25 protein-coding genes are annotated in these 24,738 nt (G+C 72.6%); 5 read left to right on the top strand and 20 right to left on the bottom strand.

Annotated elements, in window-relative coordinates:
* Window positions 1-83: 83 nt before the first annotated feature.
* Window positions 84-1,004, bottom strand: coding sequence for a 30S ribosomal protein S2 (gene rpsB / locus GSY69_RS08980; protein ID WP_160953520.1), 921 nt, complete (start codon window positions 1,002-1,004; stop codon window positions 84-86).
* Window positions 1,005-1,482: 478 nt separating this feature from the next.
* Between rpsB and GSY69_RS08975 the strand changes: the two genes are divergently transcribed.
* The 3 genes from GSY69_RS08975 (at window position 1,483) to GSY69_RS08965 (ending at window position 4,380) form a co-directional block, all read left to right on the top strand.
* A complete protein-coding gene (locus GSY69_RS08975; RefSeq protein WP_160953519.1) occupies window positions 1,483-2,700 on the top strand; it encodes a D-alanyl-D-alanine carboxypeptidase family protein in 1,218 nt (405 codons plus the stop codon).
* A 268-nt stretch (window positions 2,701-2,968) separates the two neighbouring features.
* Window positions 2,969-4,129, top strand: coding sequence for an inorganic phosphate transporter (locus GSY69_RS08970; RefSeq protein ID WP_160953518.1), 1,161 nt, complete (start codon window positions 2,969-2,971; stop codon window positions 4,127-4,129).
* Entirely contained in the window at window positions 4,126-4,380 is a 255-nt protein-coding gene (locus GSY69_RS08965; protein ID WP_160953517.1) for a hypothetical protein, read from the top strand. The genes GSY69_RS08970 and GSY69_RS08965 overlap by 4 nt, the downstream gene beginning before the upstream one ends.
* A gap of 128 nt (window positions 4,381-4,508) precedes the next feature.
* Here GSY69_RS08965 and GSY69_RS08960 read toward each other — a convergent pair whose 3' ends face one another.
* The 11 genes from GSY69_RS08960 to rimM all read right to left on the bottom strand — a co-directional run bounded on the left by GSY69_RS08960 (window position 4,509) and on the right by rimM (window position 13,472).
* Window positions 4,509-5,648 (bottom strand): tyrosine recombinase XerC, encoded by a 1,140-nt coding sequence (locus GSY69_RS08960; RefSeq protein ID WP_160953516.1) that lies wholly within the window; start codon window positions 5,646-5,648, stop codon window positions 4,509-4,511.
* A 70-nt stretch (window positions 5,649-5,718) separates the two neighbouring features.
* Window positions 5,719-6,954: a DNA-processing protein DprA gene (locus tag GSY69_RS08955; protein WP_160953515.1), complete on the bottom strand. Its 1,236-nt coding sequence runs from the start codon at window positions 6,952-6,954 to the stop codon at window positions 5,719-5,721.
* Window positions 6,951-8,489: a YifB family Mg chelatase-like AAA ATPase gene (locus tag GSY69_RS08950; RefSeq protein WP_268529046.1), complete on the bottom strand. Its 1,539-nt coding sequence runs from the start codon at window positions 8,487-8,489 to the stop codon at window positions 6,951-6,953. Before GSY69_RS08950 ends, GSY69_RS08955 begins: the two co-directional genes overlap by 4 nt.
* Entirely contained in the window at window positions 8,486-8,836 is a 351-nt protein-coding gene (locus GSY69_RS08945) for a YraN family protein (protein WP_160953513.1), read from the bottom strand. The genes GSY69_RS08950 and GSY69_RS08945 overlap by 4 nt, the downstream gene beginning before the upstream one ends.
* 147 nt (window positions 8,837-8,983) lie before the next feature.
* On the bottom strand, window positions 8,984-9,298 hold the full coding sequence (locus GSY69_RS08940; protein ID WP_160953512.1) for a DUF2469 domain-containing protein: 315 nt from the start codon (window positions 9,296-9,298) through the stop codon (window positions 8,984-8,986).
* Between the two features lie 56 nt (window positions 9,299-9,354).
* On the bottom strand, window positions 9,355-10,065 hold the full coding sequence (locus tag GSY69_RS08935) for a ribonuclease HII (protein WP_268529049.1): 711 nt from the start codon (window positions 10,063-10,065) through the stop codon (window positions 9,355-9,357).
* Window positions 10,062-10,805 carry a signal peptidase I gene (gene lepB, locus GSY69_RS08930; protein WP_235936429.1) on the bottom strand — a complete coding sequence of 248 codons (744 nt, stop codon included), beginning with the start codon at window positions 10,803-10,805 and terminating at the stop codon, window positions 10,062-10,064. The genes GSY69_RS08935 and lepB (GSY69_RS08930) overlap by 4 nt, the downstream gene beginning before the upstream one ends.
* A 45-nt stretch (window positions 10,806-10,850) precedes the next feature.
* Window positions 10,851-11,501, bottom strand: a complete 651-nt coding sequence (gene lepB, locus GSY69_RS08925; RefSeq protein ID WP_160953511.1) for a signal peptidase I — start codon at window positions 11,499-11,501, stop codon at window positions 10,851-10,853.
* Window positions 11,502-11,544: 43 nt separating this feature from the next.
* A complete protein-coding gene (gene rplS / locus GSY69_RS08920) occupies window positions 11,545-11,886 on the bottom strand; it encodes a 50S ribosomal protein L19 (RefSeq protein ID WP_160953510.1) in 342 nt (113 codons plus the stop codon).
* A gap of 213 nt (window positions 11,887-12,099) precedes the next feature.
* On the bottom strand, window positions 12,100-12,978 hold the full coding sequence (trmD, locus tag GSY69_RS08915) for a tRNA (guanosine(37)-N1)-methyltransferase TrmD (RefSeq protein ID WP_160953509.1): 879 nt from the start codon (window positions 12,976-12,978) through the stop codon (window positions 12,100-12,102).
* On the bottom strand, window positions 12,978-13,472 hold the full coding sequence (rimM, locus tag GSY69_RS08910) for a ribosome maturation factor RimM (protein ID WP_160953508.1): 495 nt from the start codon (window positions 13,470-13,472) through the stop codon (window positions 12,978-12,980). The genes trmD and rimM overlap by 1 nt, the downstream gene beginning before the upstream one ends.
* A 168-nt stretch (window positions 13,473-13,640) precedes the next feature.
* Between rimM and GSY69_RS08905 the strand changes: the two genes are divergently transcribed.
* Entirely contained in the window at window positions 13,641-15,287 is a 1,647-nt protein-coding gene (locus GSY69_RS08905) for an outer membrane protein assembly factor BamB family protein (RefSeq protein WP_160953507.1), read from the top strand.
* 5 nt (window positions 15,288-15,292) lie between these two features.
* Entirely contained in the window at window positions 15,293-16,951 is a 1,659-nt protein-coding gene (locus tag GSY69_RS08900; RefSeq protein ID WP_160953506.1) for an outer membrane protein assembly factor BamB family protein, read from the top strand.
* A 115-nt stretch (window positions 16,952-17,066) separates the two neighbouring features.
* Here the strand turns inward: GSY69_RS08900 and GSY69_RS08895 are convergent, their stop codons facing one another.
* From GSY69_RS08895 to GSY69_RS08860, 8 genes are all read right to left on the bottom strand, one after another.
* Entirely contained in the window at window positions 17,067-17,297 is a 231-nt protein-coding gene (locus GSY69_RS08895) for an RNA-binding protein (RefSeq protein WP_160953505.1), read from the bottom strand.
* A gap of 2 nt (window positions 17,298-17,299) precedes the next feature.
* Entirely contained in the window at window positions 17,300-17,752 is a 453-nt protein-coding gene (gene rpsP, locus GSY69_RS08890) for a 30S ribosomal protein S16 (RefSeq protein ID WP_160953504.1), read from the bottom strand.
* A gap of 154 nt (window positions 17,753-17,906) precedes the next feature.
* Window positions 17,907-19,493: a signal recognition particle protein gene (gene ffh / locus GSY69_RS08885; RefSeq protein WP_160953503.1), complete on the bottom strand. Its 1,587-nt coding sequence runs from the start codon at window positions 19,491-19,493 to the stop codon at window positions 17,907-17,909.
* A 175-nt stretch (window positions 19,494-19,668) separates the two neighbouring features.
* Window positions 19,669-20,007 carry a P-II family nitrogen regulator gene (locus GSY69_RS08880; protein WP_160953502.1) on the bottom strand — a complete coding sequence of 113 codons (339 nt, stop codon included), beginning with the start codon at window positions 20,005-20,007 and terminating at the stop codon, window positions 19,669-19,671.
* Window positions 20,004-21,452 carry an ammonium transporter gene (locus tag GSY69_RS08875; RefSeq protein ID WP_235936426.1) on the bottom strand — a complete coding sequence of 483 codons (1,449 nt, stop codon included), beginning with the start codon at window positions 21,450-21,452 and terminating at the stop codon, window positions 20,004-20,006. Before GSY69_RS08875 ends, GSY69_RS08880 begins: the two co-directional genes overlap by 4 nt.
* A 156-nt stretch (window positions 21,453-21,608) precedes the next feature.
* Window positions 21,609-22,805 (bottom strand): signal recognition particle-docking protein FtsY, encoded by a 1,197-nt coding sequence (ftsY, locus tag GSY69_RS08870; protein ID WP_160953501.1) that lies wholly within the window; start codon window positions 22,803-22,805, stop codon window positions 21,609-21,611.
* 78 nt (window positions 22,806-22,883) lie between these two features.
* Window positions 22,884-23,279, bottom strand: a complete 396-nt coding sequence (locus tag GSY69_RS08865; RefSeq protein ID WP_160953500.1) for a hypothetical protein — start codon at window positions 23,277-23,279, stop codon at window positions 22,884-22,886.
* A gap of 167 nt (window positions 23,280-23,446) precedes the next feature.
* Window positions 23,447-24,738, bottom strand: a 1,292-nt coding sequence (locus tag GSY69_RS08860) for an AAA family ATPase (protein ID WP_160953499.1), incomplete at its 5' end; no start/stop codon positions are given.

Genomic DNA, 24,738 nt, shown 5'->3' with positions numbered 1-24,738 from the left:
TCTGGCGTGGATGCGGTGTCTGGCGTTCGAGCGCCGGCGCGGACCCCGCGGGTCCGCGCCGGCGCTCACGCGGCAGCGGTGGCTCAGGCCTCGGGGGCCGTCTCCGCCACGGTCTCGGTCTCGGTGACCGTCTCGGTGGGCTCCTGCGAGCCCTCCCCGGCGGGGGCGGCGGTCTCCGTGACCGTCTCGGTCACGGTCTCGGTCGCGGCGGGGGCGCTGGCCGCGGACTCGTTCGAGCCCTCGAGCAGCTCGCGCTCCCACTCGGGCATCGGCTCGACGGCGGAGACGTTCCTCTCGCCGCCCTCATCGGACGAGTGGCGCTTGATGAGGCCCTCGGCGACGGCGTCGGCGACGACGCGGGTGAGCAGGTTGACCGAGCGGATGGAATCGTCGTTGCCCGGAATCGGGTAGTCGACCTCGTCGGGATCGCAGTTGGTGTCGAGGATCGCGATGACGGGCAGGCCCAGCTTGCGGGCCTCGTCCACCGCGAGGTGCTCCTTCTTCGTGTCCACGATCCAGACGGCCGAGGGGGTGCGCTGCATGTCGCGGATGCCGCCGAGCGTGCGCTCCAGCTTGTCCTTCTCGCGACGGAGGATGAGGAGCTCCTTCTTCGTGTAGTTCGACCCCGCGACGTCGTCGAAGTCGATCTCCTCGAGCTCCTTGAGGCGGCGCAGACGACCGGAGATCGTCTGGAAGTTCGTGAGCATGCCGCCCAGCCAGCGCTGGTTGACGAAGGGCTGACCGACGCGCTTGGCCTGCTCCTGGATGGCCTCCTGGGCCTGCTTCTTCGTGCCGACGAACAGGATCGTGCCGCCGTGGGCGACGGTCTCCTTGACGAAGTCGAAGGCCGTGTCGATGTAGCCGAGGGTCTTCTGGAGATCGATGATGTAGATCCCGTTGCGCTCCGTGAAGATGAAGCGCTTCATCTTGGGGTTCCAGCGGCGGGTCTGGTGTCCGAAGTGGACACCGCTGTCGAGCAGCTGGCGAGTGGTGACGACGGCCATGCCGACGCACTCCTTCCTGGGCGCACAAGGCGCACTGTTGGTCCGCGCGCGAGGCGTGGCCGGGGTCAGCTCCCGCGCGCCGTCGGGCACGCGCCTGGGCGAGTGCGTCCGGCCGCGAGGCGGGGCCGGCCGGCCCTGCGTGCGGTGTCTTCGGTTGATGCCTGGCATCCGCCGCGGCGGGCCCACGGCCGAGCGGCATGCGGATGCCCTCGGCCGCACCGGTGGCCCGTGCGGGGGTTCGGATGCGCGAAGTCAGGGCGTGCGGACACGCTCCTGCTGGCTACGAGTATACGGCGGCCCGTCAATCCGGGCCAGTCGGGGCTGTTCGCAGGCCGCGGGCAGCCGTGGGCAGCGATGCCGCAGCGGCGGACTCACAGGGGCGCGTTGGCGAGGTCACAGACGCCCCCGCGGGGGCGCACCCTCCACAGCCGGGGGCGCGGGTCTCCCAGGAAGCGTGCCGACGAGCGATTCTGCCCGCATGGACATCCCCCGCCGCCGTTCGCGCCGTCTGCACCAGCCGCGCCGTTTGCGTCGTCTGCTCACCGTTCCCGAGGCGCCCCTCGGCCCCGCCATCCCGCCCACGCCCACGGCCGTGGGCGTGGTCGGGATCGCGGGCGCGTGTGCGGGCCCACTCGGGCACGGTGTGCGGGCGGCCGAGCTGCGAGGGGCGCGGGTGAGCGCGGCTGGCCCGTGGGCCCGCTCCTGGGCAGTGCTCTCGCGCACCCTCTGCAGCGGCCTGCTGTGTTCGCTGCTGACCATCCTGGGCATCCTGGGGGCCACCGCGGGCGTTGCGCGGGTGCAGACGGGCGCGGGACCGGCCGGCGCGTGGGTGACGCCGGTGCCGGGCTTCCAGGTCGTCAAGGCCTTCGACAAGCCGGCCCACAACTGGGAGGCAGGTCACCGCGGCATCGATGTCGCCGCGCTGCCAGGTGAGCCCATCCGCTCACCTGGGCCGGGCACCGTGCACTTCGCCGGAAAGGTAGCGGGTGTCCCGAGCGTGAGCGTGGAGGTCGGGGGCCACATCGTCTCCTACGCGGCGGTCGACGCCACGGTGAAGCGGGGCGCCGAGGTCTTCCCCGGCACGCGCCTCGGTACTGTCGCGAGCCCGTCCCACTGCCCCAGCGGCTGTGTGCACGTGGGCGTCTGGCGCGCACACGCCGCGAAGGACTACCTGAACCCCGCGCACTTCTTCGCCGTCGACGCGTCGATCCTCCTGCCCGCCGACCGCGCGCCGGACGAGGCGCCCCCGGCTCCGGCGGGCGACGACGGCCGCAGCGGCGCGGGCGCCTGGGGCGGGCACGCGAACGGCCGCATCCCCGCGCCCGCACTGTGCCCGTTGGCCACGGCGCCGGGGCAGCTCCTGCGCTGCGATGGGGCGCACGCCTTCGACCGCCTTTCCCGGGCGTTCGCGCAGCGCTTCGGGCGCCCGATCTCCGTCACCGACGCCTATCGTGACTACGCCACGCAGGTGATCCTCAAGGCGCGCAAGGGCCGGATGGCGGCGACCCCCGGCCGCTCGAACCACGGGTGGGGCCTCGCGGTCGACCTGGGCGGCGGCATCAGCTCGTTCGGGTCGGCCGAACACGCGTGGATGCGCGCGAACGCACCGCGCTTCGGGTGGATCCACCCCGCATGGGCTCGTCAGGACGGCTCGCTGCCCGAGCCCTGGCACTGGGAGTTCCGCCGCGCCGGGTAGCAGCGAGCCCGGCTCGCTGTGCGAGCGGGCGCGGGAGGCGAGTGCTCACGGGTTCGGGGGCCGATGCCCACGGGGGTGCGGGGCGAGTAGCCGAACGCGCAGCGGACGCCAGATGAATTCGCGGCGAACAAGCCGCCCAGGCCCCGTTCGCGCTTGCCGCGCCGCGCTGTTCGGCCGAACAATGGTCTCGGCGCCCCCGTCCACGACCGCCCGCGATTGATCCCGGCCTGTCTGCGCCGCTCCCATCCCCGCCAGACGAAGGATCGGCATGGCAGTCTCCCTCACCGTGGTGCTCGTGGTCGTCGTGGTCGTCACGGCCCTCGTCTTCGACTTCACCAACGGCTTCCACGACTCCGCGAACGCGATGGCCACCTCCGTCGCCACCGGGGCGTTCAAGCCCCGCACGGCCGTGCTCATCGCGGCCGTGCTCAACGTCGTGGGCGCCCTCATGTCCACGGAGGTCGCGAAGACGATCTCCAACGGCCTCTTCGACGAGCATCTCGTGACCCCGGCGATCGTGTTCGCGGGGCTTGCGGGAGCCATCCTGTGGAACCTCCTCACCTGGCTCTTCGGCATGCCGTCCTCGTCCTCCCATGCCCTGTTCGGCGGACTGATCGGGGCCGTGGTGTTCACCGCGGGCGTCCACGGCGTCAAGGTCGCAGCCGTGCTGTCGAAGATCCTGCTGCCCGCCGTCATCGCGCCGGTCGTCGCGGCGCTCGCGGCGGCCATCGCCACGTGGTTTGCCTACCGGATCTCCAACCCGAAGGACACCTACTCGCAGAACGTCTTCCGCAATGGGCAGCGAATCTCCGCGGCACTCGTCGCGCTGGCGCACGGCACCTCGGACGGCCAGAAGACGATGGGCGTCATCACGCTCGTGCTCATCGCCGCGGGCGTCCAGGCCGGCGGCACGGGACCGCAGTGGTGGGTCGTGATCGCAGCCGGGCTCGCCATCGGGCTGGGCACCTACTCGGGTGGTTGGCGCATCATGCGCACACTGGGGCGCGGAGTCACGGACATCGAGACACCCCAGGGGTTCGCCGCGGAGATGTCGTCGACGGCCGCCATCCTCGCGTCGTCCCACCTGGGCTTCGCCCTCTCGACCACCCACGTGACCACGGGCTCCGTCATCGGCTCCGGACTCGGCCGGCGCACGGCCGTGCGGTGGGCCGTGGTGGGCAAGATGGCGGTGGCGTGGCTCATCACACTGCCCGGTGCGGGCCTGGTGGGCGGCGTCGCCGCGATCGTGGTGAGCCAGGGCGGCTTCGCGGGGCTCATCATCACCCTCGTGGCGCTGACCGGCGGGGCGGGCTTCATCTTCCACCGCGCCAGCAAGACGAAGGTCGACGCGGACAACGTCAACGACCATCACAAGGTCGCGGTCATCCCCTCGTCCGCGCCCGCGAACCCCGCGAAGGCGGCAGCATGAGCATCGACTGGACATCCCTCGTTCTCGTCGCGGTGGTGACGATTGCCGCCGCGGCGCTCGTCTCGATCATCATGGCCTCCGGGGCGCGCCTGCTCGACCGCGCGCACATCCGCTCACTCGAATCCTCGGGCAGCGAGTCCTCCCGCCATCTGGCGTTCAGCGCGGACCGTGCCGGGGGCATCGTCCTGCTTGGCCTCGTGGGCATGCTGGTGCTCTTCGGCCTGTGGCTCGTCATCCCGTTCTTCCACTGATCGACCGCTGACGGCTCCCACGCACGAGCTGCGGCACAACCCCTAGCACCCGCGGGCCTGCACGAGGCCAGACCGCGCATCGCCCCCGGACGCGCCCGGCCCACGGGCCTCCACCCCGTCGGTGCACCTCAGGCCCGCGGATGCGCCTGACGGTAGGAGTCGTGCAGGCGCTTCATCGACACGTGCGTGTAGATCTGCGTGGACGCCAGGCTCGCGTGCCCCAGGTAGTCCTGCACCTGCCGGATGTCGGCGCCGTTCTCCACGAGGTGCGTCGCGGCGGAGTGCCGCAGCCCGTGCGGGGAGAGCTCGGGCGAACCGGGACGATTCGCCGTCACCCGGTGGACGACCTCGCGCACCTGGCGCACGTTGATCCTGCCGCCGCGCGCACCCAGGAAGACCGCGCTGCCGGCAGCCCCCGAGGCCGGAGCTAGGACCGGGCGCCCATCGGCCAGCCACAGCCGCAGGGCGGTCCGGGCGGGCGTGCCGAACGGCACGCGCCGCTCCTTGTTGCCCTTGCCGAGCACCGTGAGGAGGCCCGCGGATTCGTCGATGTCGCCGAGGTCGAGGGCGACGAGCTCGGAGACGCGCACTCCCGTGGCGTAGAGCACCTCGACGAGTGCGGCATCGCGCAGGGCGAGCGCCCGCGCGCGCGGGTTCGCGGCTTCGGAGGCGGAGGGGGCCTTACCCGCGTCGGGAGCTCCTTCGCCTGCGTCAGGAGCGCCGCCTGCGTCGGAGGCCGCACCCTCGCTGGGGTTGCTGGCGGCGCCGGGCGCGAAGGCGGGGCCCGGCTCACCGTGCCCGGCCCGGGCCGTGCGCCCCGTGTCGTCGAGCACCCGGCGCGCCTGCTCCTGGTGGAGCACGGCGGGCAGCCGGGAGGCCGTGCGGGGCGAGGCCAGCCGGAGGGCCGGGTTGCGCTCGATGCGGCCCGTGCGCGCGCAGAAGCCGAAGAAGGCGCGCACGCCGGCGATGCGGCGTGCCATGGTGCCGGCACTGGCCCCCGCATCGCTGAGCTCGAGCAGCCACTGGCGCAGGTTGCCCAGCTCGACGGCGTCCAGCGGCAGGACGGATTCGACTTCCCCTGCTCCGGATTCGCGGGTCAGGAAGCACAGCAGCGAGCGCGCGTCCGCGACGTAGTTGCGCACGGTGTGGGCCGATGCGGCGCGGACCACGCGCAGCTCCTCCTCGAACGCACCGAGGGCGGCCCGGTACTCCGACGGCAGCGCACCATCGGGCGGCGCGGCATCGGCGGGTGCGGGGGAAGTCGCCATGGGACAACGGTAGCGCGACCGGGTGCGCGAGTGGAGCTCCTGACACCCGCGCCCCGGGCGCAATCGGCCCTCACGGCCGTGCCTTCGTCCACCCGTGGTCACCGCGGCGGGCGAGGCCCGCGAGCTCGAGGCCGGCGACGGTGGCCATGGCGGTGCGCGGGTCGAGACCGGCGCGCACCGCGAGCGCGCTGATCTCCGCACCCCGGCGCGTCGGCAGCGCGCTGTAGACGCGCAGCTCCTCGGTGCTGAGGTCATCGGTGGCGCGCAGCGGCGCCTGCGCGTCCTCGTTCGCACGCCCGGCAGTCGGATCGATGTCGTCCACCAGCTCGGCGAGATCCGCGTACCCCGTGATGAGCACTGCGGCGCCCTCCCGGATGAGGCGGTGGCAACCGGCCGACGAGGTGCTGGTCACCGGGCCGGGCACGGCCCCCACCGGGCGGAGGAGCTCGGCCGCTCGGTTGGCCGTGTTGATGGCCCCCGACCGCCAGCCGGCCTGGACCACGACCGTGGCCGCGGCGCAGGCGGCGATGATCCGATTGCGCAGCAGGAACCTGTGGCGCATCGCGGTGCCGCCGGGCGGCGCCTCGGAGACGACGATCCAGTCCTCGGCGATGCGGGAGAGCAGCGCATCATTGCCCCGCGGGTAGAAGCGATCGACACCGCCGGCCATGAACGCCACCGTGCCCGCACCTCCGGCGCCCACTCCCCCGTCTGTCCCACCGTGGCTAGCACCGTGCGCGCCGACCAGCGCCGCGGTGTGCGCAGCGGCATCGATCCCATAGGCGCCGCCGGAGAGCACCGTGCGACCCGCGCCCACCGCATCGAACGCCAGGGACTTGGCCAGGTGGATGCCGTAGTCGTCCGCGGCGCGCGAGCCGACGAGCGCCACGGAGCCTGAGCACAGCCGGGCAAGCGAACCGGGCCCACGGGCCCAGAGGCCGAGCGGCGCATCGAGGCCCAGGTCGTCCAGGCCGCGCGGCCAGTCCGCATCACCGGGCACCAGCAGGCGCGCGCCCAGCCGCGCCATGATCCGCAGGTCCCGGGCGGCGTCGAGCTCGGCCCGGCGGGTGCGCCAGCGTTCGACTGCAAGAGCTGCGGCAGCACCCGAGGCCTCCAACCCGTGGATTCCCGCGGCGTGGAGGACCGCCTCGACGTCATCGCTGCGCGGGGCCACGATCCGGTCGCGTGCCTCAGCCGCGCCCAGCTGCGCGACCGCCGCCCCCAGGAGCCGGTCGCCGGGTTCGGCGATGCGCAGGAGGTCGGCGACCGCCTCGGTGGTCTCCTCCACCGGAACCGCGGTGCTCATGCCGCCTCCCGGGTCCGCAGCACGAGGGCTGCGAGCAGGTCGTCGCCATCGGGCGCCGAACGGTCATCGAGGTCCGCGATCGTCGCGGCGATCCGCACGATCCGGTCGTAACCGCGCATCGTGAGCGAGCCGCGCTCCAGCGCCCGGTCGAGCGGCTGGGTCTGCGCGCGGCTGAGGGCGAAGCTCTCGCGCAGCCAGGATCCCGGTGCCTGGGCATTGAGCGCCCAGGACTGCCCGGCGAATCGCTCGGCCTGCCGCTCCCGGGCCCGCGCGACGCGGCGGGCCACCGATGCGGAGTCCTCCGAGGGCTGCCCGCTGTGCAGGTCCGCCGGTGCGATCGGCAGCATGTCGAGCTGGATGTCCACCCGGTCGAGCAGCGGGCCGGAGAGCCGGCCGCGGTAGCGCCTGCGATCCATCGGCGAGCACGAGCATGCCCCCTGCGGCCCCATCGAGGCCCCGCACGGGCATGGATTGGCGGCCAGCACCAGCTGGAATCGCGCGGGCAGGGAGACCGAGCCCCACGCGCGGTGGATGTCGCAGCGCCCCGATTCGAGCGGTTGGCGCAGGGCCTCGAGCACGTCGCGGTGGAACTCAGGGGCCTCGTCCATGAACAGCACACCGCGGTGGGCGCGGGAGAACACCCCGATGGTCCCCGGCCGGGAGCCGCCCACCATGGCCGCCGCCGAGGTGCGGTGGTGCGGAGCCTCGAAGGGCGGTTGGCGCTCGGGTTCGGCGGCCGCGGCATCGAGGGTGCCGTCGATCGAGCGCAGGGCGAGCGCCTCGACCGCCTCGACGTCGCTCAGCCTGGGCAGCAGGCTGGGCAGGCACCCGGCGAGCAGCGTCTTGCCCGCCCCGGGCGAGCCGATCATGAGCAGGTGGTGCCCGCCCGCCGCGGCGACCTCGAGCGCTCGGCGGGCATCGCCGTGGCCGCGGACCTCGCGCAGATCACCCGTCGCGGGCCGCGAAGCCGCAGCGCTGGGCGGTGAGGACACCGGCGGCAGGGCCGGGACTGCCACCTGCCCACCCAACGCGTTGAGTGCCTCGGCGAGGTTGCCCGCACCCAGCACCTTAAGGCCCGGGACCAGGCGCGCCTCCGCGCTGTTGGCGGCCGGCACCGCACAGCCGCCAAAACCCGCCCGCACGGCCGCGAGCGCACACGGCATAACCCCGCGCACGGGGTGCAGCCGCCCGTCCAGGCCCAGCTCGCCCACGAACACGAGGCCCGCGCCGGCACCGGTGGGCAGGTGGCCCGCGGCTGCGAGGATCGCGGTCGCGATCCCCAGGTCGAACGCGGTGCCCACCTTCTTCACGCTGCCCGGTGAGAGGTTCACCGTGATCCGCTGCGCGGGCAGCGTGATGCCCAGATTCGAGATCGCGGCGCGGATGCGCTTGCGCGATTCGCTCACGGAGGTGTCCGGCAGCCCCACGATGTCGATGCCGGGCAGCCCGGAGTTCACGCTCGCCTCGATCTGCACGGGCGTGCCGGCCAGCCCCCAGAGCGCGATGGCGGCCGTGCGGCCCACGTGCGCGCTCACTGCGCATCCCTCACGTGCGTGACGTGGGGATCGCCCCGGTTCCACAGGATGCCCAGCACGTCCACGCGGAAGTCCGGGTACCACTGCGGCTGCGCGGTCAGCCAGCGCACCGCCAGCTCGCGCAGGGTGCGCAGCTTGCGGTAACCGATCGCCTCGAGCGGGTGGCCCGCCCGCAGGCTGCCGCGCGTCTTGACCTCGACGAAGACGATCGTCGCACCGTCCCGGGCGACGATGTCGATCTCGCCTGCCCGGCACCGCCAGTTGCGCGCGAGGACGTCCCAGCCCTGCGCCGTGAGGTAGCGGTGGGCGAAGTCCTCGCCCCGTCTGCCCAGTGTCTGCGTGCCCATGGCCGCAGTGAAGCCCACCGGGGCACGGGCGGGCGGGGCGCGGTCAGTCGCTGTGGACGGCGGGGTCTGTGAGCAGCCGCTGTGACCGGCGGGCGGGGCGCCGGTGACCGGCGGCGCCCGGACGTGCGCCCTGCCGAACCGCCGCGCCTAGCGGATGCTGCGGACCGGGTCGAAGTCGGACTTCGCGATCTCCTCGATGTTGACGTCCTTGAACGTCAGCACGTGGACCTGCTTGACGAAGCGGGCCGAGCGCCACGTGTCCCACACCCAGGCGTCGGCCAGGGTGAGCTCGAAGTAGATCTCCCCGTCGTCGTGGTGGGCCTTGAGGTCCACGGAGTTGGCGAGGTAGAAGCGCCGCTCGGTTTCCACCACGTAGGTGAAGAGGCCGACGACGTCGCGGTACTCGCGGTACAGCTGGAGTTCGAGATCGGCTTCGTAGTCCTCAAGGTCCTCGGCGCTCATGGCGCCATCCTACGTCGCACCCGGCTTCGCCCCGCACCCCGCCGGACCGGTCCGCCTCACACGAGCCGGAAGCTGCGCCGGTGCCACGGCGTGGGCCCCAGGGAAGCGACCGCGGCCTTGTGCACAGGGCTCGGGTAGCCGGCGTTCGACTCCCACCCGTAACCCGGGAAGCGGGCGGCGAGGCCGGCCATGAGCTCATCGCGGGCGACCTTGGCGATGACGCTGGCCGCGGCGATCGTGACGAGCCACCCATCGCCCTTGACGAAGGTGCGCACGGGCGGTACCCCCACCTCGGCCGCGGCGGAATCGAAGACGGCGTGGGCGTCGAGCGTGAGCGGGCGGCCGAGCCAGTCGAAGCTGCCGTCGAGCAGCACGAGGTCCGCCGGGGGCAGCGCCGCCAGGCAGCGGCGCCCGGCCAGGCACAGCGCCAGGCTCAGGCCCAGCGCATCGATCTCCGCGGGCTGGGCATAGGCCACGGCGCTGTGCGGCTGCCAGGCGCGCACGGCCCGGTCCGCGGCGAGCCGGGCGGCCGGCCGCAGCTGCTTGGAGTCGCGGATGCCCGCGGGCACCGGTTCTGCGAGCAGCCGCGCCAGATCGAAGCGGACGGCTCCCACGCCCACGGGCCCGGCGGTGCACCCGCGTCCCACCTCGTCCATCCCGATGACCGAGGCGACGCCGGAGGCGGCCAGCTCCGCCTCGAGGCCGAGGTCGGAGAGCCCCTCCGGGGCGGCGGCGCGCGCCCGCGGCCGGGCTGCGGGCTGCGTCACGGGCTGGGGACGCCCGCGTACACGCTCGAGGGATTCGAGACCCACGACAGGCGGCTGAGCGGCCAGTTGATGGCGAAGACGGTGCCCACGACGTTGTCCGCGGGCACGTACGAACCGCCCTCGGTGTCCTTGTTGAACCGCGAGTCCAGCGAGTTCCCGCGGTTGTCGCCCATCACCCAGTAGTGGTCGGGGGGCACGGTGACCTTGAACTCGACCTCCGAGGGGGCGGTGCCGGGCGCCAGGTACGTCTCGTCGATGCTGTGCCCGTTGACCTGCAGCCGGCCCTGGGCATCGCAGCACTGCACGGTGTCCCCGCCCTCGCCGATCACGCGCTTGACGAGCTGGTGTCCCGCATCGGAGGGCACGAGGCCCACGAATTCGAGGAGCGGATTGGGCTTGTACTTGTCGACCTCCGACTGCTGCAGCCAGCCACCGGGATCGTCGAAGACGACCACATCGCCGCGGTGCGCGGTGGTCCAGGGCAGCTGGTTGACAAGGATCCGGTCGCCGATGAGCAGCGTCTGCTCCATGGAGGCCGACGGAATGACGAACGAGCGCATCACCCACGTCTTGACGGCGGTGGAGATGAGCAGCGCGATGATGACGATGAGGGCGACCTCGCGCAGGCCCCGCCAGAATCGACGGCCGCCGGAGGCCGAGGCGGCCGCGCCGCCTGCCGCCTGCGCTCCGGGCTCTGCCTGGGAATCGGCATCCGCACCGGGGCCGTCAGCGTTCATCATCACCCGTGCAGTCTAGCCGCTGCCTCTCCGGCCCAGCGTGCCCGCTCATCGGCCGCCGCCGCGCTGTACCGACTCCCCGGGGCCGACCGAGGCGCCATGGCCCACCACGGTCCCCAGCACCCGGGAGGTGGGGATCATGCCCCCGCCGGGACGGCCCAGCAGCGCGCGGGAATCGGTGGAATCGGCGCGGTTGTCGCCCATGAGCCACAGCCGCCCGGCGGGCACCTCGACGTCGAACCGGGTGGCCGAGGCGGGCTCGCCCGGTGCCGCGTACGGCTCGTCCAGCGGGGCGCCGTTGCGCGTGAGCCGGTGCTGGGCATCGCAGCAGGCGATCCTGTCGCCGCCCACCCCGATGACGCGCTTGACGTAGTAGACGTCCTTGCGGCCCAGCCCGAACCAGGCCGCGGCCTGCTGGCCGGCGCTGGGCGGCGGGGAGTCGACGAAGGAGCCCCGGCCGTCGAAGACGACGACGTCCCCCGGGTCGATGCGCGCGGCGAGCGCATCGGGGCGCCAGGCGTAGACGGCGGAGCCCACTGCGAGCGTGGGCTCCATGGACGCCGAGGGGATGGAGAAGGACTGGATCACCAGCGCGCGGATGCCGGCGGCGGCCAGGACGGCGAAAATGACGACGATGGCGCCGGCGCGCAGCCAGCGGCGGGCGCGGCGACCCGGCCGCAGACGCGCCGAAGGGCGCATCCCGCGCGGGGATGCGCCCTTCGGGGGCTGCGGTTCGGACAGCTCAGCGCTTCTCTTTGATGCGCGCTGCCTTGCCGCGCAGGCTGCGCAGGTAGTACAGCTTCGCGCGGCGGACATCGCCGCGGGTGAGGACCTCGATCTTCTCGATGATCGGCGAGTGCACCGGGAAGGTGCGCTCGACGCCCACACCGAAGCTGATCTTGCGGACCGTGAACGTCTCGCGGACGCCGTGGCCCTGGCGGCGGATGACGACGCCCTTGAACACCTGGATGCGCTCGCGGTTGCCCTCGACCACGCGGACGTGGACGTTGAGGGTGTCACCGGGGCGGAAATCCGGGACGTCGGTCTTCATCGACTTCTGGTCGACGACATCAAGCTTCTGCATATCTCACTCCCGCTGCAGCGCCTCGGATCGGCACAGCGCAGGTCATTCCGGCCGGTGGCCGGGGTGGCGGTTCGTCTGCCGGGGCGCAAGCGCCCCTGTGGCTGCGGCTCGGTGAGCCGCCGCGGCGCGGGCGGCCGGTGTCGACCGGTCGGCAGGGCCGCAGGCCCTCCGCCCTCCGAGGCAGGCGGGAACCAGCAAACGCAAGGCCCGAGTTTAGTCGATTGCGCCCGGCGCTGCCAGTCGCCCGTCGGCCTCCGGAGCCGAGGTCTCGGCGAGTGCGGCCAGCGCCGCGCGGTCCGCGGTGCTGAGCTCCGGCTCGAGGGCCGCGAGGAGGTCGGGGCGCACGCGCGCGGTGCGCTCGAGGCGGCGGTCGCGGCGCCAGCGCGCGATCGCGCCGTGATTGCCGGAGAGGAGGACCTCCGGGACCTCGCGGCCCCGCCACTGCGCGGGCTTCGTGTACACGGGGTATTCGAGCAGCCCGTCCTTGTAGCTCTCCTCGGCCAGGGATTCCGGATTGCCGATGATGCCCGGGATGAGGCGGGCGATCGCCTCGATCATGACCATGGTCGCGACCTCGCCGCCGTTGAGGACGTAGTCGCCGATCGAGACCATGCGCACCTCGGCGCGCGCACTCGCTTCCTCGACGACGCGCTGGTCGATGCCCTCGTAGCGCCCGCAGGCGAAGAGCAGCCGGCTGCGTTGGGCGAGCTCTGCGGCCTGGGCCTGGGTGAAGGGGACCCCGGCGGGCGAGGGCACGAGGACGACCGGGCGGTCCCCGGCAGTCTCACCGGTGGCCGCACCACCGGCGGCGCCGGCGGCACCGCCGTCGGCGGAGTCCGTGGTCCCGGCGGACTCCGCGCCGTGCGCATCCAGCAGCGCGTCGAGCGCCTCCCCCCACGGCTCAGGGCGCATGACCATGCCCGCACCGCCGCCGTAGGGGGTGTCGTCGACGGTGCGGTGCCGATCGTGCGTCCAGTCGCGCAGGTCGTGCACCCGCAGGTCGAGGGCGCCATCGGCGATCGCCCGGCCGATGAGGGAGAGGCGCAAGGGGGCGAGGTACTCGGGGAAGATCGAGACGACGTCGATGCGCATCAGCCCTCCAGCAGCCCGTCCGGCGGATCGATCTCCACGCGGCGGGCCTCGAGGTCGACGACCGGCACGAGCGCCTCGACGAACGGGACGAGCACCTCGCGGCCGTCTGGCAGGCGCAGGTGGAGCAGGTCCTGGGCGGCGCCGGTGGTGACGTCGGCGATTTCGCCTACGACCTCGCCCGCACGGATCGCCTGCGCGCCCACGAGGTCCTCGATCAGCCAGGCGTCCTCGGCCTCATCGGCTTCGGCGTCGACGCCGATGAGGGTGTTGCGGACCTCCTCGGCACGGTTGCGGTCCGGGATCTCGTCGAAGGTCAGCAGCAGCCGGTCGCGGTGCCAGCGGGCGCGCGCGAGCGTGAGCTCTCCGATGTCCGGTTCGGTGGAGAACACCGCGCCGGGCACGAAGCGCTCGTCGGGATCGTCGGTGCGCACCTCGACGGTGACCTCGCCGCGGATTCCGTGCGGCTTGCCCAGGCGGGCGACAACGTGGCTCATGGGGCAAGCCTAGCGGTCCGGTGCCGAACGCATCCCCGCAAGTCAGGGGTTGCGCATATGCTTCGAGAAGCGGACGACGAACCGCAAGGCCTCGAGAAGGGACACCCACGTGCACACCACTTTCCCCCGCGGGCGCCGCGCGCCGGTGCCCTGCGCCGCTGCTCTGCCGTGGCCATCGCAACGGCCTCGGCTCTGGCGCTGAGCGCCTGCAGCATGATCCCGATCCCCGGTGGCAACCCGGGCGCGGGAGCCACCCAGAGCGCTGCGGCGCAGTGGGGTGAGTGGTTCGACCTCCCCGGGATCACGACGGTCGTCGTGGCGAAGCCGGGGCTCGCGGTCATCGCCAACGCGGAGAAGAAGACCGCGGCGGTCTACAACGCCCGCGGCGAGAAGCAGTGGGACCTCCCCGCCCCGCGGTTCGTGCACGACAGCGCACCGCTGGTCCAGGCCGACGCGGATACCGTCTACGTCCAGCGCGCGGACTCCTCCATCGCAGCACTCGGCTGGGCCGACGGCAAGGAGAAGTGGGTGTTTCGCACGAGGGACGCGGACCGGTGCGTTCCCGCGGACCACCTGTCGCTTGTCGGCGCCGCCCGGCGCTCTCCCATGCTCGAGGGCTCCGAACCGCTCGTGCTCTCGCGCGAGCCGCAGCTGCGCCCCGGCTACGACGAGACCACGGGGCGGGCCAGCGACGGTGGGAGCGTCGATCTGCCCGCGGGGTGCGAGGGGGAATCCGCGGCGAGCAGCCCGGACCTCGCCACCGTCTTCGGCATCGACCGCGGCACGGGGAAGGAGACGTGGCGGTCGAAGGAGAGCGCTGGCACCGATCTGGGCGAGGCGGTGCCGGTGCCCGGCGGCACGTCCCTGGCGCGCGTCGTCTACCACCACGGCTACCCGGCCCTGCAGCGGACCGCGCTCGACAGCGGCAAGACGGAGACCGCCGAGCTCACGGGCCTCAACGGGTACGGATTCGAGCCCGGCGGCCATGTCCAGGTCATCCCCGAGGGCGGCAGCCGCTTCTACGCACAGGACGCCAGCGCCGACTCCGATCCCGTGGGCGGTGGGCTCGAGACCACGGAGGTGACCGTCAAGACGTGGGCTGCGCAGGGGTCCAGCTCCGCGGGTTCGGTCACAATCGACCCGATCCCGGAGTCGCCGGGCTGCGAGTACAGCGTGCACACGAGCGAGCAGGGCTACGTGTACTGCCTCCTCGGACCTGACCTCCCCGGCTCTGGGACGACGGCCGTCTGGGGCAGGCTCCTCGCAGCCCCGGACCAGCAGGTGGGCGAGCAGCAGGGCGAGCCGTGGAAGCACGAGCTCGGCTCGACCGCCGGCGGGGAGGGCGACTCGGCCGAGGACAGCGGCGGCGGGGACGACGGCGGCGGGGACGACGGCGGGCCCTCCTCATTCGGCAGCCCCGTCATCCCGCGCGACGGCGCCGCTGCGCTCGTCGCGGTGCCGGCCGGCAATGGGCTGCAGGCCCTCGACCTCACGACGGGCAAGTCCGTCTGGAGCGCAGATCGCAGTGCGCTCGCGACGGCCGCGCCGAGTTCCGACGCCGAGTCCATTGCCGAGTCCAGCACCGAGGCGGCCCTGACACCGCGCTACGTGCCCGGGGTCGACGAGGTGCAGATCGCACTGGGCAGCAGCGTGATCGGCCTCGATGCGAAGACCGGCAGGGTGAAGTGGAGTGAGGCGATGAAGGGCGGGGCGATCGGCATGGTCACCGGGTACGGCGGCTTCATCGACGTCAAGGTCGATGACGCCGGCACCGGGGCTTCGTCCTCGCGTGTGCGAGCGGTGGTCGCGCAGTGAGGGCGGTGGCTGTCCGCCGCACTGCCGTAGCGGTGAGCGCCGCGGCCGCCATCGCTCTTGCCGGCTGTTCGCTCCTGCCGGGCGCCCCTCCCGGGGACCACGGCAGCCCCGGGGCGAAGCCCCACTGGGGCGAGTGGATCGACCTGCCCTTCGCCTCCTCGATCGTCACCGCCAAGGACGGTCTCGTCGTGCTGAAGAACGACGAGACCCAGCGGCTCGCGGTCTACGACGCCTCCGGCGGCAAGAAGTGGGACCTGCCCAAGGTCAAGATGGTGGGAACCTACGAGCCCGTCGTCGTGGCGGACGCCGACCGCATCTATGCGCAGCTGCCCAACGGCAGCGTCACCGCCCTGGACTGGGAGAGCGGCAACCGGGCCTGGACCTTCGACGCCGCGAGCATCGACCGCTGTGCGCCGGCCGACCACTTCACGCTCGTGAGCGCCTCGCGCACCCACCCCCTGCTCAGCGGCGACAATCCCCTCGTCCTCTCCTACGGCTCCGAGGACGCCAACGGGGAGGAGCTCTCCGCGCCGCCGAGCGCGTGCACGGACCGCTCCAACTCCTCGCTGCCGGACATCACGACGCTCGTGGGCATCGACCGCGCGTCCGGCAAGCGGGCATGGGCCGCCAAGGACGGCTCCATCAATGTCATCGACACGGCGGTGGCCACCGCGGACGGGACCGGCGTGGCCCGCATCGTCTCCCACCGCGGCTACCCCGGGCTGAGCGTCACCGAGGCGGCGACCGGGCACACGAGCGACGCCCCGCTCGTGAGCGGCGGGCAGGACTCGCTGACCGCGCGCGGCTACACCCCGGGCGAGAGGGTCCACCTGCGCGCGCTCGGCGCCCGCGACTACGTCCTCGACTACAGCGCGGACGGAGCCGAACAGACCACGCTCATGGTCCACGTCGATGAGTGGAACCCCGCGAATGCAGGAAAATCCGGGAAGACGGGCGCGGTCACGATAACGTCGACGGGCGCCCAGCCCCCGTGCCCGGCGACCACCGCGGTGAGCGCCCAGGGCTACATCTACTGCATCGCACTGCCGCAGGGCCGCGGCCGCAATGTCTACCGCGGCGCCCTGCTCGCAGCAGCGGACGCGGCACTCCCGGTGACGCTGCCGGACCCCTGGGAGCATCCCGCTCCCGTCCCCGAGGAGGGCGACTACGCCGATGCCGGGGACGGGGCCGCGACCTCGTTCGGCGATCCGCTCATCCCCCGCGAGGGGAAGTCGCCCCTCGTGGCGCTCCTGGGCAAGGAGGCCGCCGTCGAGGCCGTCGATGCCGCGACCGGTGAGACGGCATGGCAGCTGAAGAAGGCCGACCTCACGGCCGCCCTCGGGCGCGCCGGCGGCGGCGCGAGCGCCTCGGCAGCCGGCGCCGGCGGCTCCGAGGGGACAGACGATCCCGCACCGGCCATGCGCTATGTGCCCGGTGTCGACGAACTCCAGATCGCCACGCTGGGCACCGTCATCGGCCTGAGCGCCCAGACCGGCGAAGTCGCGTGGACGGAGCAGGCGACCGGGTCTGCCACCGCGGGCGCGTCCGGCGCGCCGCAGCGCGCGAGCATCGGGATGGTCACCGGCGCCGGCGACTTCCTCGACCTCAAGATCGACGCGGCGGAGAAGAGCACCTCGCGACTGCGCGCCGTCCAGCACGGCTGACCCGCACGCAGGCCCGCGCGCGCAAGCCCGCCCGCGCCCGCGCGCAAGACCGCCCCGCGCACGCGAAAGGGGGCCGGATCCAGCTGGATCCGGCCCCCTTTCTGCGGCTTGCCGCTCAGACCTCGATGAGGTCCACGCGCACGTTCTCACCGCCGGCCACGGCGCCGATGACGGTGCGCAGGGCCTTCGCGGTGCGCCCGGCGCGGCCGATCACGCGGCCCAGGTCCTCCGGGTGCACGCGGACTTCGAGGGTGCGCCCGCGGTTGGAGTTGCGGTCGCGCACGTCGACGTCGTCGGGGTAGTCGACGATGCCGCGCACGAGGTGGGCAAGCGCATTGGCGAGCACGCTCAGGCCTCGGCCTTCTCCGCGTCGGCCTCGGCGAGCTTCTCGTCGGCGATGTCCTCGGCCTGCTCTGCGGCCTCCTGGACCTCGTCATCGGCGGTGTTGTCCGGAACGACAACCTCCTTGATGACCGACTTGGCGGCGGGCGCCTCGTACTCGGACTTCGCGGGCTGGCCCTTGACCTTGTTCTCCGCGTCGCCCTCGCCCGTGAACTTCTGCCAGTCACCGGTGAGCTTGAACAGCGTGCGGACCTGGTCCGAGGGCTGTGCGCCCACGGAGAGCCAGTACTGCGCGCGCTCCGAGTCGATCTCGATGACCGACGGGTTCGCGAGCGGCTGGTACTTGCCGATCTCCTCGATGGCGCGGCCATCGCGGCGGGTGCGCGAATCGGCGACCACAACGCGGTAGAACGGGGCGTGCACCTTGCCGATGCGGGTGAGGCGAATCTTGACTGCCACTGTAGTGGTGTCTCCTTTTGAAACTAGTGTTCGATGCCCACCTGCGTCTGTGGGGACGGAAGCGTCCGGTGCGCATCGTGCCAACTGGACTGCGCAGCGGGTTGAGAGGGTCCCGCGGACAGCCGAGTACAAACGATCATTGTGCCAGAGAGCGTCAGCGCCCGCCACTCGAGCCCATGCCGCCGAAGCCCTTCGGCAGCTTGGACAGGTCGAACTCGCCCTCGTCCAGGTCGATTCCGCCGAACGCGGCCCCCTGCTTGCTGGGCGCCTTGCCCTCGCGGCGCAGCTGGGCCTGCTTGGCCTCCTCGGCCCGCTTGGCGGGGTTGCCCGACTTGCCCGCGGCCTTCTTCTTGCCCGCGGGCTTCTTCTTCCCGCGTGCGGGGCGCCCGGCGCCGCCGGGCATCTGGGGCATCTGCGGCATGCCGGGCATCCCGCCGCCGCCGCTGCGCATCTGGCGCATCATCTTCTGGGCCTGGGAGAAGCGCTCCATGAGCTGGTTGACCGCGGTGACCGTGGTGCCGGCGCCCTTGGCGATGCGGGCGCGCCGCGAGCCGTTGAGCAGCTTGGGGTTCGCCCGCTCCTGCGGGGTCATGGACCGCACGATCGCCTCGATGCGGTCGACCTCGCGCTCATCGAAGTTGTCGAGCTGCTCCCGGTACTGGCTCATGCCCGGGATCATGCCCATCATCTTCTTGAGCGAGCCCATCTTCTTGATCGCGGCCATCTGCGACAGGAAGTCGTTGAGGTCGAAGTCCTCGCCGGCCTCGACCTTCTTCTGGAGCTTCTCCGCCTCCTTCTTGTCGAAGGTGCGCTCGGCCTGCTCGATGAGCGTGAGGATGTCGCCCATGTCGAGGATGCGGTCGGCCATGCGGTCGGGGTGGAACTGCTCGAAGTCCGTCATGCCCTCGCCGGTGGAGGCGAACATGATGGGCTTGCCGGTCACCTCGGCCACGGACAGCGCCGCGCCGCCGCGCGAGTCGCCGTCGAGCTTGGAGAGCACGACGCCGGTGAAGTCGACGCCCTGCTGGAAGGCCTCCGCGGTGGCCACAGCGTCCTGGCCGATCATCGCGTCGATGACGAAGAGGACCTCGTCCGGGTCCACGGCCGCGCGGATGTCCGCTGCCTGGCGCATGAGCTCCTCGTCGATGCCCAGGCGGCCGGCGGTGTCGACGATGACGACGTCGTAGAGCTTGGACTTCGCCACCTCCATCGAGTCCTTCGCCACCTGCACGGGATCGCCCACGCCGTTGCCGGGCTCAGGGGCGTAGACGTAGGCCCCGGCGCGCGAGCCGACGACCTCGAGCTGGTTGACCGCGTTGGGCCGCTGCAGGTCCGCCGCGACGAGCATGGGACGGTGGCCGTCGGCCTTGAGCCAGTGGGCGAGCTTGCCGGCCAGCGTCGTCTTGCCGGCGCCCTGCAGGCCCGCGAGCATGATGACCGTGGGCGGGCGCTTGGCGAAGTGCACGCGGCGGGTCTCGCCGCCCAGGATCCCGATGAGCTCGTCGTTGACGATCTTGACGACCTGCTGGCCCGGGTTGAGGGCCTGGGCGACCTCGGCGGAGAGCGCGCGCTCGCGCACGCGGCCGGTGAAGGCGCGCACGACGGGCAGCGCGACGTCGGCGTCGAGCAGCGCGCGGCGGATCTCGCGGATGGTGGCATCGACGTCGGCCTCGGAGAGCCTGCCCTTGCCGCGCAGGTTCTTGAAGGTCGTCGTCAGCCGATCGGAGAGGGAGTTGAACACGTGGCAGCTTTCGCTCAAGGGGCGGCGGGCACCGCCCAGGATACCAAGCCCGCGTGTGCGCACGCCGGATGCGCTCGGGCGGGCGCGCACCGCCGCCGAGGTGCGGACCGAGTCGCGCTCGGCCCGCACCTCGGCGGCGGTGGGGATGGGGAATGGGGGATGCGCGGCGCGCGGCTCAGATCGCCGCGTCGCCGGTGGAGCGGTCGGAGACCCGTGCCGCCTCGGCGACGTCGACGACCCAGATCTTGCCGTCACCGGGCTTGCCGCTCGAGGCGGCGGCGAGGATCGCGTCGACGATCGCCTGGGAGTCGGCATCGGAGGACAACACCTCGAGGCGCAGCTTGGCGACGAGGCCCCCGGAGTACGAGGCGCCGCGGTAGACCTGCTTGTGGCCCTTCTGGCGGCCGTAGCCGCTGGCCTCGGAGACGGTCATGCCCTGCACGCCGAAGTCCTCGAGCGCCGCGCGCACGGTCTCCAGGGCGCTGGGCCGGATGATGGCGGTGATGAGCTTCATGATCCGATCGTCTCCACTTCGCGGTCGCTGTCAACCGTGCCCCGCCGGGTGGACCCGGGCTCCCCCACGTAGGACTCCGAGCCCGCGTCGGCCGCCGGCTGCCCGCGGTGGGCCGCGGGATCGGCTGCGCTGGCCGCGGCGATGCGCTCCGAGGCGGAGCCGCCGCCCGGGTGGTGCGGGCTGAACGAGCCGCCCACGCCCAGGCCGCCGAACTCGTAGCCGGTCTCCGCGTGCTCGGTGATGTCCACGCCCTCGTCCTCGGCCTCGCGGGTGACCCGCATGCCCATCGTCTTGTGAATGGCCAGGCCGATGATGAGCGTCATGACGCCGGTGAAGACGATGGAGAACAGCGCCGCCATGACCTGGGCGAGCAGCTGTGAGCCGTCGCCGCCGTAGAGCAGGCCCAAGGCGGCGTCCTCGCTGACGGGGGCGGCGAAGAAGCCGATGAGCACGGTGCCGACGATGCCCGAGACGAGGTGGACGCCCACGACGTCGAGCGAGTCGTCGTAGCCGAGGCGGAACTTGAGGCCCACCGCGAACGCGGAGGCGATGCCGGCGAGCAGGCCGATCGCGAGCGCGCCCAGCGGGGTGACGTTCGCGCACGCCGGGGTGATCGCGACGAGGCCCGCCACGATGCCCGAGGCGCCGCCGAGCGAGGTGGGCTTGCCGTCGCGCAGCCACTCGACGGCCAGCCAGCCGATGAGCGCGGCGCCGGGGGCGGCCACGGTGTTGATGAAGATGAGGCCGATCTCCTCGAGGCTCGAACCCGCGCCCACGTTGAAGCCGAACCAGCCGAACCACAGGATCGCGGCGCCGAGCATGACGAACGGGATCGAGTGGGGGCGCTGGGCGGGGTCCTTGCCGAAGCCGGTGCGCTTGCCCAGGATGAGCGCGAGGACGAGGGCGGCGACGCCCGCGTTGATGTGGACGACCGTGCCGCCGGCGAAGTCGATGGGGGCGCCGAACGTCTGGCCGAACCAGCCGTCCTCGCTCAGCAGGCCGCCGCCCCAGACCATGTAGGCCAGCGGGCAGTAGACGAGGGTGGCCCACACGGCGCAGAAGACGAGCCAGGCGGAGAACTTCGTGCGGTCGGCGATGCCGCCGGAGATGAGGGCGACCGTGATGATCGCGAACGTGCCGGAGAAGCCGGCCGCGATGAGGTCCGAGGAGCCCAGCAGCTGCGACATCCCGAAGTACTCGAAGGGGTTGGCGAACAGCCCGGCGACGCCCTCGGAGCCCGCGGCCATCGAGTAGCCCCAGAGCACCCAGACGACGCCCACGACCGCGATCGCGGAGAAGCTCATCATCATCATGTTGAGCGTTGACTTGGCGCGCGTCATGCCGCCGTAGAAGAACGCGACGCCTGGCGTCATGAACAGGACCAGGGCCGCGGCGATCATCATCCAGACGCCGCTGACCAGGGTCCACACATCATCGGGCTGCATGTGCCCTCCCCTTCGCTTGAGGTGCGGAATGCACAGCAGTCTCGCGAATGGGTGTTACGCAGCGTGTCGGGTTTCGTTTCGGGGATGTAACGCCGGTCACGCGGGCGTGAATACTGTGTTACGCCCCCGTCCGCGCACTGAGACGCGCCCCGCGCCTCAGCCCTCGAGCAGCGCGTCGACGAAGCCCTCGGCGGTGAAGGGCGCCAGGTCGTCGGCGCCCTCGCCCAGCCCGATGAGCTTGACCGGCACGCCCAGCTCGCGCTGCACGGCGACGACGATGCCGCCCTTGGCGGTGCCGTCGAGCTTCGTCAGCACGATGCCGGTGATGTCGACGACCTCCGCGAACACCTGCGCCTGCTTCATGCCGTTCTGACCGGTCGTGGCGTCGAGCACGAGGAGGACCTCGTCGATGCGGTGGCCCTCGGACAGCGGGCGGGTGGCCACGCGCTTGACCTTGCCGAGCTCGTCCATGAGCCCGCGCTTGTTCTGCAGGCGCCCGGCGGTGTCGATGAGCACGACGTCGGCGCCGCTGCCCTTGCCCGCCTCGACAGCGGCGTAGGCCACGGAGGCGGGGTCGGAGCCCTCGGGGCCCCGGATCGTCTCGACGCCCACGCGCTCGCCCCACGTCGTCAGCTGCTCGGAGGCGGCGGCGCGGAACGTGTCCGCGGCGCCCAGCACGACGTCCTTGTCCTCGGCCACGAGCACGCGGGCGATCTTCCCGACGGTCGTCGTCTTGCCCGAGCCGTTGACGCCCACGACGAGCACGACCGCGGGCTCCCCGTCGGGTCCCGCCACGGCCAGCTCCCGGTCCATGCTCGGGTCGACGACGCGGATGAGCTCCTCGCGCAGCAGCTCGCGCACAGTCTCCGGGTCGCGGGTGCCGATGACGCGCACGCGCTCGCGCAGCGCCTCGACGAGTTCGCCGGCCGTGTCGACGCCCAGGTCGGCCATGATGAGCGTGTCCTCGATCTCCTCCCACGTGGCCTCGTCGAGGGTGTCACGGGAGAGCAGGGCGAGCAGGCCGCGGCCCAGGGCGGAGTTCGACTTCGCCAGGCGCGCGCGCAGGCGGCCCAGCCGGGTCGCCGGGGCCGTGGGGGTCTCCGCCGGCCGCTCGCTCAGGTGCTCGCCGGTCGCGCTCGGGGCCGCCGGCTCCGCGTCGTCGCCCGCGCCCGAGGCACCCGCCCCCTCGCCCCGGGAGCCGGGCTCGGTGGAGACAGGCTCGGCGGCGCGGCGCTCGGCCTCGGCCTGACGCGCCGCCTTCGCGGACGCCGAGGGACCGCGCAGGCCCAGGGAGAGGATGACGGCGATGATGACGGCGAGGGCGCCGAGGACGATGAGGCTGAGCGGATCCACGTCGGACTCCTAGTCGTTGGCTTCGCGGTGGTCGGTCGTTGGCTGCGCGGGGCCGGGGCGGCGCCGGCCGCGGGTGGCCTACTTGAAGAGCAGGCCGAGCGCCGTGCGCAGGCCCGTGCCGGTCTCCGGCACCTTCCAGTGGCGGGTGCGCGGGCGCAGCGTGAACAGGCTGGGCGCGGCGTGGCGGCGCGGCTGGGGGCGCAGCGCGTACGAGTGCTCGCGCATCGCGGTGACGGCGGCCTGTTCGCGGGTGGCGAGGTGGGAGGTCTCGTCGTCGCCGCCGAAGAACCCGTGCACATCGTCGTCGTAGCCGGTCCAGTGCTGGGGCAGCCGGAAGCGCTGCGTGCCCTGGGACGGGCCCAGCCTGCCCTCGGAGCGCAGTCCGGGCAGCGCGACGAGGAGGACGATGACGACGCCGATCGCCACGATGATCCCCAGCCCGATGACGATGACGAGGAGGCCGCCTACGCCCATGGCGTCCTCGTTCGCAGGTTGGGTGCCGGCATGGGCGCGGTGCTCCTCACATCGTTGCGCCGCGCGCGGGGTACAGGTGGGGTGGGCGCGCGGCGGACTCGGACAATCGTATCGGCTGCGCTCCCCCGCACTGGGCCCGACGGGCCGGATGCGGCATCAAGATCCCATTACGCTTCTGCGTCAGTTCCGTGAGAGAGCCGCTGGGAGATCACCTTCGACATGCCGTCGCCGCCCATCGTCACGCCGTAGAGCGCATCGGCGATCTCCATGGTCCGCTTCTGGTGGGTGATGACGATGAGCTGGCTGGACTCCTGCAGCTCGCGGAAGACGGTGAGCAGGCGGGAGAGGTTGAGGTCGTCGAGCGCGGCCTCGACCTCGTCCATGACGTAGAACGGGCTGGGGCGGGCCTTGAAGATCGCCACGAGCATCGCGACGGCCACGAGCGAGCGCTCCCCTCCGGAGAGCAGGGAGAGCCGCTTGACCTTCTTGCCGGCCGGGCGGGCGTGGACATCCACGCCGGTGGCGAGCATGTCGTCCGGGTCCGTGAGGGTCAGCGCCCCCTCCCCGCCCGGGAACAGCCGGGCGAAGATGTGCTCGAACTCCCGCTGGGTGTCCGCGAACGCCGCGGCGAAGACCTCCTCGACGTGCCGGTCGACCTCCTTGACCAGGCCCATGAGGTCTCGGCGCCCGTCCTCGATGTCGTTGATCTGCTTCTCCAGGAAGTCGTGGCGCTCCTGCAGGGCGGCGTACTCCTCGAGGGCGAGCGGGTTGACCTTGCCGATGCCCTTGAGGTCCCGCTCGGCCTTCGCGTGGCGGGCCTGCACCTCACTGCGCACGAAGGGCGCCTGACCGTCCTCGAGGGGCACGGGCAGGTGCGGGCCGAACTGCTCGACGAGGTGCTCGGCGGACAGCCCGATCTCCGCGCTGGCGCGGCGGCCGAGCTCCTCGAGCTGGAGGACGAAGCGCTCGCGGGCCAGCCTGGCCTCGTGCTCGGCGCTCGTGAGCTCCGCGAGCTCACCGGCGGCGGCGGCGCGCTCCGCGCGCTGGGCGGTCAGGCCCTCCTCGAGCTCACGCCGGGCGCTGCGCGAGCGGGCCAGCCGCTCCTCGGTCTGGGCCTCCGCCCCGCCGAGGTGCGCGGCGAGGTCGGCCGCGATCGCACCCAGCGCCTGCGTCCGGTCAGCGCGCCGGGCGCGCTCGGCGTGGGCGGCCTGCGCGCGCTCGCGCGCGGCCTCCTCGGCCTGGGCCTGACGGCGCAGCGAGGCGACCCTGTCGCCGAGGAACCGCTCGCGGTCCTGCACGGCGCGCAGGGCGATGCGGGCCTCCATGACCTGCTCGCCCAGCTCGGAGATCCGCGCGGCGGCCGCGTCGCGGGCGGAGGTGTCCGGCTCCTCGGGGGCCGCGTCCTCCGCGGGCCGGGCGGGCAGGGCGGCCAGCGCCTCGTGCGCCTCGGCGGCGGCCG

This window comes from Brevibacterium rongguiense (assembly GCF_009857845.1).
Classification (GTDB): domain Bacteria; phylum Actinomycetota; class Actinomycetes; order Actinomycetales; family Brevibacteriaceae; genus Brevibacterium; species Brevibacterium rongguiense.
The sequence above is the reverse complement of the archived record's forward strand: the minus strand, read 5'-3'. Positions and strand labels throughout refer to the sequence as shown.